The following is an 18,290-nucleotide window of genomic DNA, read 5'->3' as shown; positions in this document are numbered from 1 at the left end:
AGGAGGCCGTGCCGTGGAGACGGGGCGGCCGGCAAGATCATGTTCGAAGGACACGATCCCTATCTCGTCGCGCTCTCTGTGGCGATCGCGAGCCTGGGTGGCTATACCGGCTTTGCGCTTGCGGCTCGCATCCGCAACACGCCCGGCGTCAGTAACCGCGTGATGCTTGCGGGTGCGGCGGCGTTTCTGGCCGTCGGCATCTGGACCATGCATTTCGTCGGCATGCTGGCCGCGCCGTTGCCGCGGGACACGGTCTATCTGGTTCTGCCCACCATCATCTCGTTCCTGATCTGCGCGCTGGTGGTGGGCATCTCCCTGTTCTTCGTCTCGATCGGCGAGCCCACGCTGAAGCGGCTGGCGTCGTCCGCCGTCTTGCTCGGCGTCGGCATCGCCAGCATGCACTATGTCGGGATCCATGGTCTCGCCGGTCCCTTCGGCATCGCGCACGACTGGACGATGGTGCTGCTGTCGGTGCTGGTTGCGATTGTCACGGCTTATGGCGGTTTGCGCGCCTTCCTGGCGCAGCAGGACGGCGTGCGCCTGATCGTCAGCTCGATCGCCTTCGGTGTCGCGGTCTCCGGCATGCACTACACCGCGATGCTCGGGATGCATTTCGAGCCGCTGACGGCGAGCGGGCATCAGCATCTCGGCGGCAGTCTTGCCGCGTCGCAGCAAGTCCTGTCCATCGTGGTTGCCGTGCTCTGCTTCGTGATCGCCGCCGGCTTCCTGCTCTCGCTGGTGCCGGACCGGCGGCAAGCGGCGGCCGATCCGGTTGCTCCGTCCGTCTCTTCTGATCCGATCCCTCAGGCGACCTTATCGCCGAGGCCGACGCCCGCGCCGCTCGGCGGCCTGGGCCAGCCGCAGCGTGCGCCCGTGCCCCGGCTGCCGGTCGAGGGGGCCGATGGCACGCACTTTATCGACACCGCCAATGTGCGGAGCGTCCGCGCCGACGCCCATTACACCCGCGTCCATGACGGCACGCGCGAGCGCATGTGTCCCTGGTCGATCTCGGAAGCCGAAGCCCAGCTCGATCCCTCGCTGTTCCTCCGCGTGCACCGTAGTCACATCGTCGCCATTCCCCATGTCGCCCTGGTCCGGAAGGAGGGCGATGGCGCCGTGCTCGAGCTCGATGGCCCGTCGCCGCATCGGGTGCCGGTCAGCCGCGCCAAGATCGCCGAGGTGAAGGCGCGGCTCGGACTGGCGAACCGGCGGCACGCGTAAGATCTTAGCCGAATTGGAAAGGGCGCCCCTTCTCCCGCCTGCTCCCTCCACTCCCTCTCCCCGTTCTTACGGAGCCGCGACGAGCTTCGCTCGCGCTGAGAGGGTTGGGGTGAGGGGCCTCTCTCCGCGGATGAGATCTCCCGATAGACCTGTACCCCCTCACCCGGCTTGCATCTTGCGATGCAATCCGACCTCTCCCCGCAAGCGGGGAGAGGTGAAGGCACAAGAGGGTGGGAAGGGTCTCCGGCCCTGACGCAATTCGTGCGTTCCCTGCCGCAACTCGTGCGAAATCCGCTGTTCCGTGCCGCTGGTGTTGCGGCCCGCCCTGCTCGGAGAGACCGTTCGCCCAACGTCCGCGCCGTCAGCGGCCCAAGGACGATTGTGGGAGGAGATGATGATCCCGGGCTCATTCAGCTATCACCGGCCGGCGAGTGTCGCCGACGCCGTCAAACTTCTATCCGACCTCGGCGAGGATGCGCGGCCACTGGCCGGCGGGCACAGCCTGGTGCCCATGATGAAGCTGCGGCTCGCCACCCCCGCCCATCTGGTCGATTTGCACGGCATCGCCGCCCTCAAGGGCATCCGCCGCGACGGCAGCAATCTCGTCATCGGCGCGATGACCACCCAGCACGAGCTGCTGGCCTCTGGCGATGTCGCAACGACCATGCCGATCCTGCACGAGGCGGCCCTGCTGATCGCCGACCCGCAGGTGCGCTACCGCGGCACGATCGGCGGCAATGTCGCCAATGGCGATCCCGGCAACGACATGCCGGCGCTGATGATGACGCTGGGTGCGTCCTATCGCCTCGAAGGCCCCGGCGGCACCCGTGATGTGGCGGCCGCCGACTTCTATCAAGGCGCCTATTTCACCGCGCTCGAGCCCGGCGAGATCCTGACCTCCGTCTCGGTCCCGGTGCCTGCGGCCGGCCACGGCTACGCCTACGAAAAGCTCAAGCGCAAGGTCGGCGACTACGCCACGGCAGCGGCGGCCGTCGTCCTCACCATGTCCGGCGGCAAGGTCGCGACCTGCTCGATCGGGCTCACCAACGTCCACGAGACGCCGCTGCTCGCCGTTGACGCGGCCAAGGCGGCCATCGGTACCAGCCTCGATGCGGCCACGCTGAAGAAAGCGGCTGCGGCGGCCGAAGCGATCATGGCGCCGGCCGCGGATGCGCGCGGTCCGGTCGAATACCGAAAACATGTCGGCGGCATCATGGTGGCGCGCGCGCTCCAGCGCGCCGCGGCGGTCGCGAAGTAAGGGAGGGGATAGATGGCAAAAACACATGTGACCATGAAGGTGAACGGCGCCGAGGTCGAAGGCCTCGTCGAGCCGCGCACGCTGTTGGTGCACTTCATCCGCGAGAACCTGGGGATGACCGGCACCCATATCGGCTGCGAGACCACCCATTGCGGCGCCTGCACCGTCGATATCGACGGCATGTCGGTGAAGTCCTGCACCATGTTCGCGGTGCAGGCGCAAGGCAGCGACATCACGACCGTCGAAGGCATGGCCAATGCCGACGGCACGCTGTCCGCGCTGCAGGAAGGCTTCCGCATGATGCACGGCCTGCAATGCGGCTTCTGCACGCCCGGCATGATTGTCCGCGCGCATCGGCTCTTGAAAGAGAATCCCGCGCCGAGCGAGCAGGAGATCCGGATGGGCATCTCCGGCAACATCTGCCGCTGCACCGGCTACCAGAACATCGTCAAAGCCATTCAATACGCGAGCGCCAAGATCAGCGGCGTGGAATTCCGGGAGGCCGCAGAATGAACGACATGACTCCCACGCGGGAACAACGCTCTGCCGCGCTCGAAGGCATGGGCTGCAAGCGCAAGCGCGTCGAGGACATCCGCTTCACGCAAGGCAAGGGCAATTACGTCGACGACGTCAAGCTGCCGGGCATGCTGCACGGTGATTTCGTCCGCTCGCCGCATCCGCATGCGCGCGTCAAGAAGATCGACGACAGCGAAGCACTGAAAGTGCCGGGCGTGCTCGCGGTCATCACCGCCGAGACGCTGAAGACAGTCAATCTCGCCTGGATGCCGACGCTCGCCGGCGACGTGCAGATGGTGCTGGCCGACGGCAAGGTGCTGTTCCAGAACCAGGAGGTCGCGTTCGTCGTCGCCACCGACCGCTATGCGGCCGACGACGGCATCAACAAGGTGATCGTCGAATACGAGCCGCTGCCGCCGCTGGTCGATCCGTTCAAGTCGATGGATCCCGACGCGCCGGTGCTGCGCGAGGACCTCGCTGGCAAGACCTCGGGCGCGCACGGTCCCCGCAAGCACCACAATCACATCTTCGAATGGACCGTCGGCGACAAGGAGCTGACCGACGCGGCCTTCAACAAGGCCGACGTCAAGATCAAGGAGATGATCGCCTATCACCGTACCCATCCGTCGCCGCTGGAGACTTGCCAGTGCGTCTGCTCCTTCGACAAGATCAAGGGCGAGCTGACGATCTACGGCACGTTCCAGGCCCCGCACGTGATCCGCACCGTGGTGGCGCTGATCGCAAAGCTGCCGGAGCAGAAGATCCACGTCATCGCCCCCGACATCGGCGGCGGCTTCGGTAACAAGGTCGGCGCTTATCCCGGTTACATCTGCGCGGCGGTGGCCTCCATCGTCACCGGTAAGCCGGTGAAATGGGTCGAGGACCGCATCGAGAACCTCACCGCGACGTCGTTCGCGCGCGACTATCACATGACCACCGAGATCGCCGCGACGAAGGACGGCAAGGTCACGGGCCTGCGCGTCCATGTGCTCGCCGACCATGGTGCGTTCGACGCCTGCGCCGACCCGTCGAAATGGCCGGCCGGGTTCTTCAACATCGTCACCGGCTCCTACGACTTTCCGACCGCGCATCTGGCGGTGGACGGCGTCTATACCAACAAGGCGCCCGGCGGCGTCGCCTACCGTTGCTCGTTCCGCGTCACGGAGGCGGCCTATTGCATCGAGCGCGCCATGGATATCCTTGCGCAGAAGCTCAACATGGATCCGGCCGAGCTGCGGCTGAAGAACTTCATCAAGCCGGAGCAGTTCCCGTATCACTCGGCGCTGGGCTGGGAATACGATTCCGGCGACTACCACACCGCCATGCGCAAGATGATGGAGACCACCGGCTACGCCGCGCTCCGGAAGGAGCAAGCCGAGAAGCGCGAAGCCTTCAAGCGCGGCGAGACCCGCGAGATCATGGGGCTCGGCATCTCCTTCTTCACCGAGATCGTCGGCGCCGGGCCGTCGAAGAACTGCGACATCCTCGGCATTGCGATGTTCGACTCCTGCGAGATTCGCATGCATCCGACCGGTGCGGGTATCGCGCGGATGGGCACCAAGAGCCAGGGGCAGGGCCACGAGACCACCTGGGCCCAGATCATCGCAACCGAGATCGGTATTCCCGCCGACAACATCATGGTGGAAGAGGGCAACACCGATACCGCGCCTTACGGGCTCGGCACCTACGGTTCGCGCTCGACACCGGTGGCGGGCGCCGCAATCGCGATGGCCGCGCGAAAGATCAAGGCCAAGGCGCAGATGATCGCTGCCTACAAGCTCGAGGTCCACGAGGACGATCTCGAATTCGACATCGACGGATTCCGGGTGAAGGGCCTGCCGGAGAAATTCATGTCGATGAAGGATATCTGCTGGGCGGCGTACAATTCCGTGCCGCCGGGCATGGAGCCGGGACTGGAGGCGGTGAGCTACTACGATCCGCCCAACATGACCTATCCGTTCGGCGCCTATCTCTGCGTGATGGACATCGACGTCGACACCGGCGTGTACAAGGTCCGGCGCTTCTATGCGCTGGACGACTGCGGCACTCGCATCAACCCGATGATCATCGAGGGCCAGGTGCATGGCGGCCTCACTGAGGCCTTCGCCATCGCGATGGGCCAGGAGATCCGCTACGACGAGACCGGCAACGTCGTCACCGGCTCGTTCATGGACTTCTTCATGCCGACCGCGGTCGAGACGCCGCATTGGGAGACCGACTTCACCGTCACCCCGTCGCCGCATCACCCGATCGGCGCCAAGGGCGTCGGCGAAAGCCCGAATGTCGGCGGTGTGCCGGCCTTCTCCAATGCCGTCAACGACGCGTTCTCGTTCTTAGGATCCACGCACATCCAGATGCCGCACGATTTCTGGCGCAACTGGAAGGCGGCCAAGGATCTGGGCGCGGTGGTGTAGTGTTGTCGTCATTGCGAGCGAAGCGAAGCAATCCAGTATCCCACCGCGGAAACAGTCTGGATTGCTTCGTCGCTTCGCTTCTCGCAATGACGAGGGGGAAGTAGGAGCATGAAAAGCCGTGACGAGATCGCGCAAGCACTGGCCGCATCCGGCTACATTGCCGATGCGGACCTCGCGACTGCGATCTCGCTGATGCAATTGCTGCGGCGTCCGCTGCTGCTGGAAGGCGAAGCGGGCGTCGGCAAGACCGAGGTGGCGAAGGCGCTCGCGAAGGTGCGCGCGACCGAGCTGATTCGTCTGCAATGCTATGAGGGGCTCGACCAGTCCTCGGCGCTCTACGAGTGGAACTACCAGCGCCAGTTGCTGGCGATCCAGGCGCATCGCGGCACCGAGAGCATCGAGGACCAGATCTTCTCGGAAAAGTACCTGCTCGAGCGCCCGCTGCTCGCCGCGATCCGCCGGCCGCAGGCGCCGGTGCTGCTGATCGACGAGGTCGACCGCGCCGACGACGAGTTCGAGGCGTTCCTGCTGGAGCTGCTCTCCGACTTCCAGGTCTCGATCCCCGAGCTCGGCACCATCCCCGCGATCACCATTCCGCACGTCGTTTTGACCTCGAACGGCACCCGCGAGCTTTCCGATGCGCTGCGCCGGCGCTGCCTCTATCACTATGTCGACTATCCCGATGTCGACCGCGAGACCCGCATCATCCTGGCGCGCGTCGCCGGCGCCAGCCCATCACTGTCGCTCCAGATCGCGCGGATGGTCGAGGGCGTGCGCAAGGAGGAGCTGAGAAAAGTCCCGGGTGTGGCGGAGACGCTCGACTGGGCAGCGGCGCTCGTCGGCCTCGACGTCCGCGATCTCCATGATGCGCCGGAGACCGTGTACGACACGCTGATCTGCCTGTTGAAGACCCACGAGGATCGCGCCCGCGTCACGCAAGAGGTGACACAGCGCCTGCTGGGGAAGGTCGCATGAGCTGCTGCGGCTCCAGTCCCGAATACGACGATCTCAATGAGGTCTCCAAGCTCGTATCCGCAAGGCTCGCGGCGTTCCTGCGGACCTTGCGCGATGCCGGTTTTCGCGTCGGGCTCGCCGAGGGGCAGGATGCGGCGACGCTGATGTCATCCGGCTATGCGGCACGACCGAACCTGCTTCGGGCAGCGTTCAAGCACCTGTTCTCGGCACGCAAGTCCGACTGGGACAAGTTCGACGGGCTGTTCGACGCGTTCTGGCTGGGCAAGCGCGTGCGCTCGCGCTCCCGCACGATCGGCTCGGCCCCGGGCGCCGGCAACCCGTCGCTGAAGAGCCTGCAGGACAAGTTGGCCGAGCAGGGGGGCAACCAATCGATCTCGGACCAGCTTCCGTCAGCCGACGATGCGCCCGATGGCCGCGCAGGCGAGGGCCGCATGGAAGGCGCTTCGCGCGCGGACAATCTTGCGGAGGTCGATTTCAGAAAACTCAGCGATCCCGATCAGGTTGCGCAGGCCCATGACGCTGCCGCCCGGCTCGCCAGGGCGATGCGCACGCGGCTGACGCGGCGCGATCTCGCGCGCCGGCGCGGCTATCGGCTCGACCTCAGGCGCACCATCCATCGCAACATCAGCCATGGCGGTGTGCCGATCAGCCTCGTCAAGCGCCAGCGCAAGGACAAGCCGCTGCGGCTGGTCGTGCTGCTCGATGCCTCGGGTTCGATGAGCATGTACATCGCCGTCTTCCTGCGCTTCATCCACGGCGTGCTCGACCAGTTCCGCGAGGCCGAGGCGTTCCTGTTCCACACGCGCCTCGCGTACGTATCCGATGCGATGAAGGAGAAGGACGCCGGCCGGGCGCTCGACCGGCTCTCGATCATGGCGCAGGGCGCGGGCGGCGGCACGAAAATCGGCGAGTCCTTGCAAACCTTCAATCGCTGGTACGCCGCCCGCGTCATCCATTCGCGCAGCTGTGTGATGATCGTGTCCGATGGCTATGAGACCGGCGATGCCGCGTTGCTCGGCCGGGAGATGGCGGCGCTGCACCGGCGCTGCCGCCGCATCGTCTGGCTCAACCCGATGATGGCGTGGACCGGCTATGCGCCCGAGGCGAGGGGCATCAAGGCCGCGCTGCCGCATGTCGATCTCTATGCGCCGGCGAATTCGCTGCAAAGCCTGCGTGCGCTCGAACCCTATCTGGCGAAGCTCTGAGGAGGCGCCGATGACCGCTCATGTCGAAGTGCTGGATCTGGTCGCGCAGATGAAGGCCGCAGAACGCGCCTTCGTGCTCGCGACGGTGGTGCGTACGGTGTCGGTGACCGCGGCGAAGGCTGGCGCCAAGGCGATCATCGCGGCCGACGGCACCATCGTCGCGGGCTGGGTCGGCGGCGGCTGCGCCAGGGGCGCGGTGCTGAAGGCGGCGCGCGAGGCGCTCGCCGACGGCGAGCCGCGCATGGTCTCGGTGCAGCCGGAGAACCTGCTGGCCGAGCTCGGCGTCAGCGCCGGCGAGAGCCGCGACGGCATCCGCTTTGCCAGCAACATGTGCCCGAGCAAGGGCACGATGGACATCTTCGTCGAGCCGGTGCTGCCGCATCCCTCGCTCGTCATTCTCGGTGCAAGCCCGGTGGCGCTGTCGCTTGCCGCGCAGGCGCGCGTGCTCGGCTATCACGTCACGCTGGCCGCGCCCGCGGCCGATCTCACGGCGCAGCCGGATGCCGATGCGGTGATCGATGGCTACCAGCTCGGCGAGCTCAGCGACGCCAAACGTTTCGTCGTGGTTTCGACGCAAGGCAGGGGCGACGAAGTCGCGCTCCGCGCCGCCGTCGCGACCAAAGCCGACTATCACGCCTTCGTCGGCAGCCGCCGCAAGATGGCCTCGCTGCGCGCAAAACTTCTTACGGACGGCGTCAACGCCGCGGCGATCGACGATTTCAAGGCGCCGGCTGGTCTCGACCTCGGCGCCATCACGCCGGAGGAGATCGCGATGTCGATCCTCGCCGAGATCACCGCGGAACGGCGGCGCGGCCAGCGCGCCGCCCAACAGCCAGCAAGCAGAGAGTAATCGACCATGGAGATGAACGACAGCCAGCGCATCCCCGCCTCACGCGAACAGGTCTGGGCGGCGCTGAACGATCCCGCTGTGCTGAAGCAGTGCATTCCCGGCTGCCAGTCGCTCGACGTGACCGCGCCGAACGAGATGACCGCAACGGTGGTTTTCAAGGTCGGTCCGGTGAAAGCGACTTTCAGCGGCAAGGTGACCCTCTCCGATCTCGATCCGCCCAACTCCTATCGCATCTCGGGCGAGGGCTCCGGCGGTGTCGCCGGCTTCGCCAAGGGCGGCGCCGTGGTGCGGCTGGAGTCCGAGAGCGCCGAGGTGACGGTGCTGCACTATGACGTGGACGCCCAGATCGGCGGCAAGCTCGCCCAGCTAGGGGCGCGGCTGATCAACTCGACCGCGACGAAGCTCGCGGGTGAGTTCTTCAAGTCGTTTGCCGATGTGGTGAGTGCTAAGGCAGAGGCGAGCTGAGGTGCCGTAGGGTGGGCAAAGCGAAGCGTGCCCACCACCTTCATTGCAAAAAGAAAAGGTGGGCACGGCGCGTCGCGCCTTTGCCCACCCTACGAGACCTTTTGGATCGGAAAACTAGTCGAACAGGCTCGACACCGACTCTTCCGCGGCGGTGCGCGCGATCGCGTCCGAGATCAGGCTGGCGATTGGCAGCGTGCGGATGTTCGGCGCCTTGGTCACCGCTTCGGTCGGCAGGATCGAGTCGGTGATCACCAGCTCCTTCAGCTTCGAGCCGGAGATGCGGGCGGCCGCGCCGCCGGAGAGCACGCCGTGGGTGATGTAGGCGTAGACGTCCTTGGCGCCCTTGGCGATCAGCGCGTCGGCCGCATTCACCAGCGTGCCGCCGGAATCGACGATGTCGTCGACCAGGATACAGCTGTAGCCGGAGACGTCGCCGATCACGTTCATGACTTCGGATTCACCCGGACGCTCGCGGCGCTTGTCGACGATGGCGAGCGGGGTGTTGATGCGCTTGGCGAGGCCGCGGGCGCGGGCCACGCCGCCGACGTCGGGCGATACCACCATCACCTTGCCGAGGTCGAAACGTTCGCGGATATCGCGCACCATCAGGGGGGCAGCGAACAGATTGTCGGTCGGGATATCGAAGAAGCCCTGGATCTGGCCGGCATGCAGGTCGAGCGTCATGACGCGGTCGACGCCGGCATGGGTGATCAGATTTGCGACGAGCTTGGCCGAGATCGGCGTGCGCGAGCCGGAGCGGCGGTCCTGCCTGGCATAGCCGAAATAGGGGATCACAGCGGTGATGCGGCGCGCCGAGGAGCGGCGCAGCGCGTCGGTGATGATCAGCAGCTCCATCAGATTGTCGTTCGCCGGGAACGAGGTCGACTGGATGATGAAGGCATCCGAGCCGCGGATGTTCTCCTGGACCTCGACGAAGATCTCCATGTCGGCGAAGCGCCGGACCACCGCCTTGGTCAGCGGCACGTTGAGCCCCTGCGCGATGGCCTGGGCGAGTGCCGGATTGGAGTTGCCGGCGACGAGCTTGATGGAGCCGTTCTTGGCCGACATGGACGCTTCCTCCCGCGCTTTGCTGGATACGACGTTCAACATCAGAAAATACCCACTGGGAGCACGGTTACGACGGGCGAGGAAATATCAGGCCGGGGGCCGCAATGGCAACCCGGGATGCTACGTTTTCCCTTTGAAATCCTGAGTCCGGCCAACGGCTTGGCCGCAAACTGGGCCCGTGGTTTAGCGGGGGTTATCACTCGGCATAGCCGAGCGCCGAGGCCGGCATCTCGGGCGCGGGCGCGACCGGAGCGACGCTCGCCACCGCCGGTCCGCGCAGGCCGGGAGCCGCGCTAGGTGCATCCGGCGTTCCGTTGATCATGTTGGAAAGTCCGCTGAATCCGGCCTGGGCGATCTTCCGCAGCACGAGGTCGTCGGCCGCGGCCCAAGCGTCGCGGCCGCCCTTGGCCGAGGTGGGTTCCTCGCCGGAGAGGCGCAGCGCCCGCTGCTGGTTGGCGTCGTAGACGTCCCAGACCCAGGCGATCACGGTCTTGCCGCGCACCACCTGGGCGGAAAGGTAGCTGCGCACGCGGTAGGCCGCCGTCCCCTCGCGGGAGACCACGGACAGGCTGCGCAGCTTGGATTCGCTGTCGAGCACGCCGACCATGCGGTCGAACACCTGCGGCGGCGGCCCGTCGATGGATTCGAAGGCGACCGTCGCTCCCGAACCGGTGCTCGGCGCCATCGCATAGGAATTGGCGGCATTGCCGCCGCCACCGGCGCAGCCGCCGAGCGCGGTCGCAGCCGCCAGCAGCATGACCGCCAGCACGCGCGAACCCGCGCGGCGCAAGATGGATGACGCGTCCCTCATTATGGAGGGCAGCGATATCGTTAAAATCGATTAAGGTCTAGGGCAGAGGCGAGATAGACCACTGTCATTCCGGGCTCGGCTCTTCGAGCCGCCCCGGAATGACACGAGGTTGCCTTTGTGTTCACGCGTCCAGCGTGCAGCTTTCAAAGCGATGGTCGGGAAAACGGTGCGTGTCCCGGACGCGCTGCGGCGCGCAGTGCCGCTGCGCTGAGCCGGGACCCAGATTGCCGCCGAGATCGAGATCGTGGAGACATGGACCCCGGACGCGGCGCATCACTTGCGTGCTGCGCCGCGTCCGGGGCACGAGACCTCACGCTTCGAGCGCGATCGCGTGAACGTGCCGGCCGTAATCCGGCTCCTTGCGATGCACCGAGCGGCGATAGCTGAAGAAGCGCTCGTCGGCGTAGGTGTCCAGACCAAGATCGTCGATCATCAGGATGCCGGCCGCCTCCAGCCGTTTGCGGATGAAACCGGCGAGATCGAACATCGCGTGACCCTCGCGCACCGAGGGAATGAAGAACACCGCGTTGTCCGCGTCCGCCTCGATGAAGCGCGCGACGAACTCGTTGCCGACCTCGTAGCTCTCTTGCCGGATCAGCGGCCCGATCGCGGCGATGATGCCGCCGCGCGTGGCGCCGAGCTTCTCCATGGCCGAGATCGTGGATTCCAGCACGCCGGTCAGTGCGCCCTTCCAGCCGGCATGCGCGCCGCCGATCACGCGCGCGTTGGGGTCGACGAACAGCACCGGCCCGCAATCGGCGGTGGAAACGCCGAGCGCAATGCCGGGCGTCTTCGTGACCAGCGCGTCGCCCTTCGGCCGCGGGCCGCTCGGCCACGGCAGTTCGGCGATGAGCACGTCGGGCGAATGGATCTGGTGCAGGCTGATGAAGCGCTCCGGCGCGACGCCGACATGCTCGGCCATGCGGCGGCGGTTCTCCGCGACGAGGGCCTGATCGTCGTTCGAGCCGAGCCCGCCGTTCAGCGCGGCATAGATGCCGCCGGAGACGCCGCCCTCGCGGGTGAAGAAGGCATGGCGCAGGCCGGGCACCGCCGACAGCAGCGACGAGGCAACAGTCATCAATGTCCTCCGGCGTGTTCGAGATCGCTGAGACCGGCAATGCCTGTCAGCCGCGGCTCGGAAATGCCGAGCACCTTGAACATAGAGCCCATGCCGCTGCGTCCCGTATCGGTCAGGCGCTTGAGCGCCACCGAAATATCGGTGGCGACTTCCGGCGTCGCCTTCTGCATCAGTGCCGCGGCGCGGGTGTCGATGCCGACGCGCTTAAGAAAATCGCCCTGCGTCACCGGGCCGTGGACGCGGGCGCCGACATCCTCGGCCGCCCGCGCCAGCGCCTGGAAGTCGACATGGGCGGTGACGTCGGCCTGGCCCGGCGCCTTCAGGGGATCGGTGAAGGTGTGGCGGGCGATGGCCTGGAAGGTGTCGCCGGCATCGCTGCGTAAGTGGCCATAGTCGATGATCAGCGCCGCGCCGTCCTGGTCGCGTACGCGCGTGGCGAGCTTCATGATCTCGCCGTCCGGCCGCCATTCGAACACGGCGCCGACAGGGGCGGCGCGCACCAGAGGCGGCAGCAGCACCTCGAAGCGCGGCGTCGGCTCGGACGCCGCGCCGAACTGCAGCTTGCCGTTCGGGTCGATCTCGATCACGCGCTCGTGCCAGCCGTTCTCGAGCCTGACCATCTGGTGGATCGGCAGCACGTCGAAATATTCGTTGGCGAGGATGACGCTTGGTCCTTCCGGCACGTCGTCGATGCTGTCGTGCCAGGAGATGTTGCGCACGCCCGCCAGCGTCGCGCTCTGCCGCTCGCGCAGCACGGGATTGACCTCGACCATGTGGATGTGGAGCGCCTGGTAGAGCGGCGGCAGCACGCGGAGCGCACGCAGCGCATCCGCCATCATGGTGCCGCGGCCGGGGCCGAGCTCGATCAGCCGCAGGAATTGCGGCGAGCCCATCTGCTTCCACACAGAGGCGGTCCACAGTCCCAAGAGCTCGCCGAACATCTGGCTGACCTCGGGCGCGGTGGTGAAATCGCCCTCACGCCCGAGCGGATCGCGCGAGACGTAATAGCCATAGCGCGGATGCATCAGGCACAGTTCCATGTACCGCCAGACCGGCATCGGGCCCGAGGCTTTGATCAGCGCCTTGATCTCGTGGAGTAGCGGCTGGTCGGTCACTGCGTGCTTTCTCGAAATGAATTAACGAACGGCCTCGATCGGCTCCGGCGCACCGCGCCGCACTGCCAATACAATAAGTATGAGGCCGACAATAAGCATCGGGATCGACAACAGCATGCCCATGGTTAATCCGCCCCAGAGGTAACCGAGCTGGACGTCCGGCTCGCGGAAATGCTCGCCGATGATCCGGGTCAGGCCGTAGATCAGGATGAAGCTGCCGAGGATGAGCCCCGGCCGCTTCAGGGCGCCGCGGCGGATCATCACGGCGAGCACGATGAAGAGCAGCAGCCCCTCCATGCCTGCCTCGTAGAGCTGGCTCGGGTGGCGCGGCACGTCGCCGCCGGTCGGAAAGATCATGGCCCAGGGCAGGCTGGGGTCGGCAGCGCGGCCCCACAACTCGCCGTTGATGAAGTTGGTCAGCCGCACCAGGAAAATCCCGATCGGTGCAACGCCGCAGGTGATGTCGCCGAGCGACAGGATCGAGATGCGGTTCTTCCTGGCGAACCCCATCACCGCCACGACGCAACCGAGGAAGCCGCCATGGAAGGACATGCCGCCTTCCCACAATTTGAAGATGGCGGTCGGGTGCTCGATGAAGAAGGGCAGATTGTAGAACAGGACGTAACCGGTGCGGCCGCCGACGATGATGCCGAGTGTCACCCACAAGATGAAATCGTCGATCTGCACCAGGCTGATCGGCGACGAGCCGGCCCACAGCCTGTCGTTCTTGATCAGTGCGCGGGCATAGAGCCAGCCGAACGTGATCCCGCAGATATAGCCAAGCGCGTACCAGCGGATCGCAAACGGTCCGATCTGGAGCGCGATTGGACTGAACGAGGGAAAGTCGATGAGCAGAAAGGGCATCACGCCTTCTATGTCTAGACGAGATTGCGGCGATAGAGCGCCAGCAAACGCTCCCAGTGCCGCTCTGCGGCGTCGCGGTCGTAGACCGGACGCTTGGGAAAGGCAAAACCGTGATGCGTTCCGGGATAGATCTCGACCTCGGCTTTGGCGCCGGTCATGCCCTGCCTGACCTTCTCGATGATCTCCGTCGGCGCGTAGATGTCGGTCTCGGCGCAGGCGAAATAGAGCTCGGCTTTGGTTTTGCTCGCTGCGAGATGCGGGCTGTCGTCCTGGTCGGTCGCGAGCTGCGTGCCGTAGACCGAGGCGGCGGCCTTGACGCGGTCGGGGAAGTGCGTGGCGGCATTCACGGCGTAGCGTCCGCTCATGCAATAGCCGACGGTGCCGATGAGCTTCGTGTCGGCGGCCGCCTGGCCCTCGGCATAGGTGAGCAGGGCGCGCGTGTCGTCCATGATCATGGGAATGGTGAGCGAGCCCATCAGCGCGAACATGCGCTTGCGCTCCGGCGCGTTCGGGTCGGCCGGAAGCGCGCCGAGCTCCATCACGCCGGAGCGGTAATAGAGGTTCGGCAGCATCACGTAATAGCCCGATGTCGCGAGCCGGCGCGCCATGTCGCGCAGCTCTTCGCGGATCGCCGGCGCATCCATGTAGAACAGGATGACCGGAAACGGTCCGCCGCGTTCGGGATGGCTGATGAAGGTTGCGGTGTGGCCGTCCTTGGTGGGAATCGCGATCTGCTGGTCGATCATCTGATGCGCCTTCTGATTCTTCTTATGCCGGGACGTTGAATACGATTGCAAGGAAACCGGGGCATGACAAGGATACCGCCGCTTCGCTCTTGAACCGGCCCAATCGGATTGCCATTGTCTTTTCGAGTGTTCGCGCAAAGTTTATCTTGAGGCCGCCAGGAGACCGACATGACCCAGACCAGCAACCGGTTTTTCGACGAGATCGGCCGCCTGATGAACGACGCCGCCGGTGCGGCTCAGGGCGTCAAGCGCGAGTTCGACACGGTGATGCGCACCCAGGCCGAAAAATTCCTGCGCGACATGGACCTCGTCAAGCGCGAGGAGTTCGAGGCGGTCAAGGACATGGCCCGCCTGGCGCGTGAGGAGAACGAGGCCCTGAAGGCGCGGATCGCGGCGCTGGAGGCCAAGCTCGGGGGATAGGGTCTGTCGTTCCGGGGCGCGACGAAGTCGCGAACCCGGAACCTCGAGATTCCGGGTTCGGTCGCTGTCGCGACCGCCCCGGAATGACGGCAGATTCGGTACCTTCCGGCCGCCCATTCTCCTTGTCATTTCCGCATCTTCCGGGTAAAAGCCCGCCACGTCTGCGGCCCCCGCACCCCTGGAGGCTTGCTGTGGACCATGCCATGGGCCGCCTTGCGGCCCATTAACTTTTGCAAAAACAAGGACTTAACGACATGGCGACGACCGTCAAGGAATTGAAGGCGACCGCACGTCCGAAGAGCGGCAAGGGGGCCGCCCGGGCTGAGCGTCGCGCCGGGAGAGTGCCCGGAGTGATCTATGGCAACAACCAGCCCCCCGTCACGATCTCGATCGAAGATCGTGAACTGCGCCAGCGCATCCTCGCCGGCCGGTTCCTGACCACGCTGGTCGACATCGATCTCGAGGGCAAGAAGCACCGCGTGATTCCGCGCGACTACCACCTCGATCCGGTCAAGGACTTCCCGATCCATGTCGACTTCATGCGGCTCGGCGAAGGCGCCACCATCCGCATCAGCGTGCCCTTGCACGTGGTGAAGGCGGAAGGCTCCCCGGGCGTGAAGCGCGGCGGCACCGTCAACATCGTTGCCCACGCCATTGAGCTCGAATGCGGCGTCGAGAGCATCCCGCAGTACATCGAGGCCGATGTCGGCTCGCTGGAAATCGGTCACTCGCTGCATCTGTCGGACGTCAAGCTGCCGGCCGGCGTGAAGGCGCTGACCCGCGAGGACGCGACCCTCGTCACCATCGTGCCGCCGTCCGGCTACGCCGAAGAGCAGAAGGCTGCGGCTGCAGCTGCTGCTGGTGGCGCGGCTCCGGCTGCGGGCGCTGCTGCTCCGGCGGCTGGCGCGGCTACTCCGGCGGCTGGTGCTGCTGCTCCGGCGGCTGCCAAGGCTCCCGCCGGCGGCGACAAGAAGAAGTAATCTCTCAAAGCTGGCGCGCGGTCTCTAGCCGCGCGCCGAGCGAGGGGCGCGCCGCGTCATGCGACTCTTTGTTGGGCTCGGCAATCCCGGCGCGAAATACGCACGTAACCGGCACAATATCGGCTTCATGGCCGTCGACGAGATCGCGCGGCGTCACAGCTTCTCGCCGTGGCGCCGTCGTTTTCAGGGCGAGACCTCGGAAGGGGCGCTGGGCACTGAGCGCGTGATCCTGCTCAAGCCGACGACCTACATGAACGACTCCGGTCGCGCAGTGCAGGAGGCGGCGAGCTTCTTCAAGATCGCGCCGGGCGACGTCACCGTGTTCCACGACGAGCTCGAACTGCCGCCGGGCAAGGTGCGGGTGAAGATCGGCGGCGGCATCGCCGGCCATAACGGCCTGCGCTCGATCTCGGCGCATATCGGCAACGACTACCGCCGGGTGCGGCTCGGCATCGGTCATCCCGGCGTCAAGGAAATGGTGCACGGCCACGTGCTGTCGGACTTCGCCAAGGCCGACAACGAATGGGTGGCGACGCTCTGCGACGCGGTCGCCGAGCATGCCGCACTGATCGCCAAGGGCACGGACGCGACCTTTGCCAACAGGGTGCATCTGGCCATGCAGGCGAAGGGATTTTTGACCAAGGACGAGAACGGCAAGGAATAACGCTCGTGGGATTTAAATGCGGGATCGTCGGGTTGCCCAACGTCGGCAAGTCGACCTTGTTCAATGCGCTGACCGAGACGGCCGCGGCGCAGGCTGCGAACTATCCGTTCTGCACCATCGAGCCGAATGTCGGTGAGGTCGCCGTCCCCGATCCGCGGCTCGACAAGCTCGCGGCGATCGCCAAGTCGGGCCAGATCATCCCGACCCGGCTGACTTTCGTCGACATCGCCGGCCTCGTGCGCGGCGCTTCCAAGGGCGAAGGCCTCGGCAACCAGTTCCTCGCCAACATCCGCGAGGTCGACGCCATCGCGCATGTCGTGCGCTGCTTTGAAGATTCCGACATCACCCATGTCGAGGGCAAGATCGCCCCGCTCGCCGACATCGAGACCATCGAGACCGAGCTGATGCTCGCCGACCTCGACAGTCTCGAGAAGCGCGTCGACAACCTCACCAAGAAGGCCAAGGGCAACGACAAGGACGCCAAGGAGCAGCTCGACCTCGTCAACCGCACGCTGGTGCTGCTGCGCGACGGCAAGCCCGCGCGCCTCGTCGAGCGCAAGGCCGAGGAGGAGCGCGCCTTCTCGATGCTCGGCCTCTTGTCGTCCAAGCCCGTGCTCTATGTCTGCAACGTCGAGGAAGGCTCGGCCGCAACCGGCAACGCCTTCTCCAAGGCGGTCGAGGAGCAGGCGGCGAAGGAGGGCGCGGTTGCCGTCGTCATCTCCGCCAAGATCGAATCCGAGATCGCGACGATCTCGCGCGAAGAGCGCGCCGACTTCCTGGAGACGCTGGGCCTGGAGGAGGCCGGTCTCGATCGCCTGATCCGCGCCGGCTACTCGCTGCTCCAGCTCATCACCTATTTCACGGTGGGTCCGAAGGAGGCGCGCGCCTGGACTATCCATCGCGGCACCAAGGCGCCCGGCGCAGCCGGCGTGATCCACACCGACTTCGAGAAGGGTTTCATCCGCGCCGAGACCATCGCGTATGAGGACTACGTCGCGCTGAACGGCGAAGCCGGCGCCCGCGATGCCGGCAAGCTCCGCCTCGAAGGCAAGGAATACGTCGTCGCCGACGGCGACGTGATGCATTTCCGGTTTAATACGTAAGGCTGGTTCTCGTGCCCCGGACGCAGCGCAGCGCTTCTTCAGCGGTGCGCTGCAGAGCCGGGGCCTAGAAACTTTGATTGCGGATGCATGGGTCCCGGCTCTGCGCAGCGTCACTGCGTGCCGCAGCGCGTCCGGGACACGAAAGCCTCACCGCATCCCGCCGCCCTGGTCCCTGATCGCGCCGAGATGCTCGTTGATGCGGAAGACGATCAGGATCAGCTCCGCGACGATGCGCGAGAACACGATCCCGACCACGACGCTGGCGATCGACGACAGCAGCACCAGGAAGCCGCCGAACGGGCTGATCGCCATCGCGGCCAGCCCTGAGAAAATGCCGGAGAGGCCGAACAGGCAGATCAGCGCGATCACCAGCCAGTAGAAGGTCTTGATGATCGTCGGCGTGATGAAGCGGTCCCATTGGAACAGGTCGCTGAATGAAAACATCGCTCTCCCCAAGCAAATCGGGACGTCAAATCGGGTTTTGGCCGTCGATCGATCCGACTCAAATCAACGCCGATCCCCCATATGTAGCACGAG

The 18,290-nt window shown here is 65.7% G+C and carries 19 protein-coding genes; 12 read left to right on the top strand and 7 right to left on the bottom strand.

Going from position 1 to position 18,290, the window contains the following annotated elements:
- Window positions 1–39: 39 nt before the first annotated feature.
- From IQ16_RS23470 to IQ16_RS23435, 8 genes are all read left to right on the top strand, one after another.
- On the top strand, window positions 40–1,221 hold the full coding sequence (locus IQ16_RS23470) for an MHYT domain-containing protein (protein WP_018648351.1): 1,182 nt from the start codon (window positions 40–42) through the stop codon (window positions 1,219–1,221).
- Window positions 1,222–1,615: 394 nt separating this feature from the next.
- Complete coding sequence (locus IQ16_RS23465; RefSeq protein ID WP_145831779.1) at window positions 1,616–2,479, top strand: FAD binding domain-containing protein; 864 nt, start codon at window positions 1,616–1,618, stop codon at window positions 2,477–2,479.
- A 12-nt stretch (window positions 2,480–2,491) separates the two neighbouring features.
- Window positions 2,492–2,992 carry a (2Fe-2S)-binding protein gene (locus IQ16_RS23460; protein ID WP_018648349.1) on the top strand — a complete coding sequence of 167 codons (501 nt, stop codon included), beginning with the start codon at window positions 2,492–2,494 and terminating at the stop codon, window positions 2,990–2,992.
- The gene (locus tag IQ16_RS23455) at window positions 2,989–5,409 is read left to right on the top strand and encodes an aerobic carbon-monoxide dehydrogenase large subunit (protein WP_018648348.1); all 2,421 of its coding nucleotides are present in this window, start codon (window positions 2,989–2,991) and stop codon (window positions 5,407–5,409) included. The genes IQ16_RS23460 and IQ16_RS23455 overlap by 4 nt, the downstream gene beginning before the upstream one ends.
- A 108-nt stretch (window positions 5,410–5,517) precedes the next feature.
- Complete coding sequence (locus IQ16_RS23450) at window positions 5,518–6,384, top strand: AAA family ATPase (protein WP_018648347.1); 867 nt, start codon at window positions 5,518–5,520, stop codon at window positions 6,382–6,384.
- Window positions 6,381–7,589 (top strand): vWA domain-containing protein, encoded by a 1,209-nt coding sequence (locus IQ16_RS23445; protein WP_018648346.1) that lies wholly within the window; start codon window positions 6,381–6,383, stop codon window positions 7,587–7,589. The genes IQ16_RS23450 and IQ16_RS23445 overlap by 4 nt, the downstream gene beginning before the upstream one ends.
- Window positions 7,590–7,599: 10 nt before the next feature.
- The gene (locus IQ16_RS23440) at window positions 7,600–8,439 is read left to right on the top strand and encodes an XdhC family protein (protein ID WP_018648345.1); all 840 of its coding nucleotides are present in this window, start codon (window positions 7,600–7,602) and stop codon (window positions 8,437–8,439) included.
- Between the two features lie 6 nt (window positions 8,440–8,445).
- Complete coding sequence (locus IQ16_RS23435; RefSeq protein WP_018648344.1) at window positions 8,446–8,904, top strand: SRPBCC family protein; 459 nt, start codon at window positions 8,446–8,448, stop codon at window positions 8,902–8,904.
- Window positions 8,905–9,018: 114 nt separating this feature from the next.
- Here IQ16_RS23435 and IQ16_RS23430 read toward each other — a convergent pair whose 3' ends face one another.
- The 6 genes from IQ16_RS23430 to IQ16_RS23405 all read right to left on the bottom strand — a co-directional run bounded on the left by IQ16_RS23430 (window position 9,019) and on the right by IQ16_RS23405 (window position 14,586).
- The gene (locus tag IQ16_RS23430) at window positions 9,019–9,972 is read right to left on the bottom strand and encodes a ribose-phosphate pyrophosphokinase (protein WP_026312887.1); all 954 of its coding nucleotides are present in this window, start codon (window positions 9,970–9,972) and stop codon (window positions 9,019–9,021) included.
- A 196-nt stretch (window positions 9,973–10,168) separates the two neighbouring features.
- Window positions 10,169–10,783: a hypothetical protein gene (locus tag IQ16_RS23425; protein ID WP_018648342.1), complete on the bottom strand. Its 615-nt coding sequence runs from the start codon at window positions 10,781–10,783 to the stop codon at window positions 10,169–10,171.
- A 310-nt stretch (window positions 10,784–11,093) separates the two neighbouring features.
- A complete protein-coding gene (gene pgeF / locus IQ16_RS23420) occupies window positions 11,094–11,861 on the bottom strand; it encodes a peptidoglycan editing factor PgeF (RefSeq protein WP_018648341.1) in 768 nt (255 codons plus the stop codon).
- On the bottom strand, window positions 11,861–12,976 hold the full coding sequence (locus IQ16_RS23415) for a class I SAM-dependent methyltransferase (protein ID WP_018648340.1): 1,116 nt from the start codon (window positions 12,974–12,976) through the stop codon (window positions 11,861–11,863). Before IQ16_RS23415 ends, pgeF begins: the two co-directional genes overlap by 1 nt.
- A gap of 21 nt (window positions 12,977–12,997) precedes the next feature.
- A complete protein-coding gene (gene lgt / locus IQ16_RS23410; protein ID WP_026312886.1) occupies window positions 12,998–13,840 on the bottom strand; it encodes a prolipoprotein diacylglyceryl transferase in 843 nt (280 codons plus the stop codon).
- 14 nt (window positions 13,841–13,854) lie between these two features.
- Window positions 13,855–14,586 (bottom strand): dienelactone hydrolase family protein, encoded by a 732-nt coding sequence (locus IQ16_RS23405; RefSeq protein WP_018648338.1) that lies wholly within the window; start codon window positions 14,584–14,586, stop codon window positions 13,855–13,857.
- A 168-nt stretch (window positions 14,587–14,754) separates the two neighbouring features.
- Between IQ16_RS23405 and IQ16_RS23400 the strand changes: the two genes are divergently transcribed.
- From IQ16_RS23400 to ychF, 4 genes are all read left to right on the top strand, one after another.
- Complete coding sequence (locus IQ16_RS23400) at window positions 14,755–15,006, top strand: accessory factor UbiK family protein (RefSeq protein WP_018648337.1); 252 nt, start codon at window positions 14,755–14,757, stop codon at window positions 15,004–15,006.
- A 254-nt stretch (window positions 15,007–15,260) separates the two neighbouring features.
- Window positions 15,261–15,986, top strand: a complete 726-nt coding sequence (locus IQ16_RS23395) for a 50S ribosomal protein L25/general stress protein Ctc (RefSeq protein WP_018648336.1) — start codon at window positions 15,261–15,263, stop codon at window positions 15,984–15,986.
- A gap of 58 nt (window positions 15,987–16,044) precedes the next feature.
- Window positions 16,045–16,650 (top strand): aminoacyl-tRNA hydrolase, encoded by a 606-nt coding sequence (gene pth / locus IQ16_RS23390; RefSeq protein ID WP_018648335.1) that lies wholly within the window; start codon window positions 16,045–16,047, stop codon window positions 16,648–16,650.
- Between the two features lie 5 nt (window positions 16,651–16,655).
- Window positions 16,656–17,753, top strand: coding sequence for a redox-regulated ATPase YchF (gene ychF / locus IQ16_RS23385; RefSeq protein WP_018648334.1), 1,098 nt, complete (start codon window positions 16,656–16,658; stop codon window positions 17,751–17,753).
- Between the two features lie 147 nt (window positions 17,754–17,900).
- On the opposite strand, the gene IQ16_RS23380 is transcribed toward ychF, so the two are convergent.
- Window positions 17,901–18,197, bottom strand: coding sequence for a DUF4282 domain-containing protein (locus IQ16_RS23380; RefSeq protein ID WP_018648333.1), 297 nt, complete (start codon window positions 18,195–18,197; stop codon window positions 17,901–17,903).
- Window positions 18,198–18,290: the final 93 nt, after the last annotated feature.

The organism is Bradyrhizobium huanghuaihaiense (assembly GCF_007830635.1).
GTDB classification, from domain to species: domain Bacteria; phylum Pseudomonadota; class Alphaproteobacteria; order Rhizobiales; family Xanthobacteraceae; genus Bradyrhizobium; species Bradyrhizobium huanghuaihaiense.
The sequence above is the reverse complement of the archived record's forward strand: the minus strand, read 5'-3'. Positions and strand labels throughout refer to the sequence as shown.

Coding starts and splice junctions, on each gene's coding strand:
- IQ16_RS23470 (WP_018648351.1), top strand. CDS start 40: ATGTTCGAAGGACACGATCCCTATCTCGTCGCGCTCTCTGTGGCGATC.
- IQ16_RS23465 (WP_145831779.1), top strand. CDS start 1,616: ATGATCCCGGGCTCATTCAGCTATCACCGGCCGGCGAGTGTCGCCGAC.
- IQ16_RS23460 (WP_018648349.1), top strand. CDS start 2,492: ATGGCAAAAACACATGTGACCATGAAGGTGAACGGCGCCGAGGTCGAA.
- IQ16_RS23455 (WP_018648348.1), top strand. CDS start 2,989: ATGAACGACATGACTCCCACGCGGGAACAACGCTCTGCCGCGCTCGAA.
- IQ16_RS23450 (WP_018648347.1), top strand. CDS start 5,518: ATGAAAAGCCGTGACGAGATCGCGCAAGCACTGGCCGCATCCGGCTAC.
- IQ16_RS23445 (WP_018648346.1), top strand. CDS start 6,381: ATGAGCTGCTGCGGCTCCAGTCCCGAATACGACGATCTCAATGAGGTC.
- IQ16_RS23440 (WP_018648345.1), top strand. CDS start 7,600: ATGACCGCTCATGTCGAAGTGCTGGATCTGGTCGCGCAGATGAAGGCC.
- IQ16_RS23435 (WP_018648344.1), top strand. CDS start 8,446: ATGGAGATGAACGACAGCCAGCGCATCCCCGCCTCACGCGAACAGGTC.
- IQ16_RS23430 (WP_026312887.1), bottom strand. CDS start 9,972: ATGTCGGCCAAGAACGGCTCCATCAAGCTCGTCGCCGGCAACTCCAAT.
- IQ16_RS23425 (WP_018648342.1), bottom strand. CDS start 10,783: ATGAGGGACGCGTCATCCATCTTGCGCCGCGCGGGTTCGCGCGTGCTG.
- pgeF (WP_018648341.1), bottom strand. CDS start 11,861: ATGACTGTTGCCTCGTCGCTGCTGTCGGCGGTGCCCGGCCTGCGCCAT.
- lgt (WP_026312886.1), bottom strand. CDS start 13,840: ATGCCCTTTCTGCTCATCGACTTTCCCTCGTTCAGTCCAATCGCGCTC.
- IQ16_RS23405 (WP_018648338.1), bottom strand. CDS start 14,586: ATGATCGACCAGCAGATCGCGATTCCCACCAAGGACGGCCACACCGCA.
- IQ16_RS23400 (WP_018648337.1), top strand. CDS start 14,755: ATGACCCAGACCAGCAACCGGTTTTTCGACGAGATCGGCCGCCTGATG.
- IQ16_RS23395 (WP_018648336.1), top strand. CDS start 15,261: ATGGCGACGACCGTCAAGGAATTGAAGGCGACCGCACGTCCGAAGAGC.
- pth (WP_018648335.1), top strand. CDS start 16,045: ATGCGACTCTTTGTTGGGCTCGGCAATCCCGGCGCGAAATACGCACGT.
- IQ16_RS23380 (WP_018648333.1), bottom strand. CDS start 18,197: ATGTTTTCATTCAGCGACCTGTTCCAATGGGACCGCTTCATCACGCCG.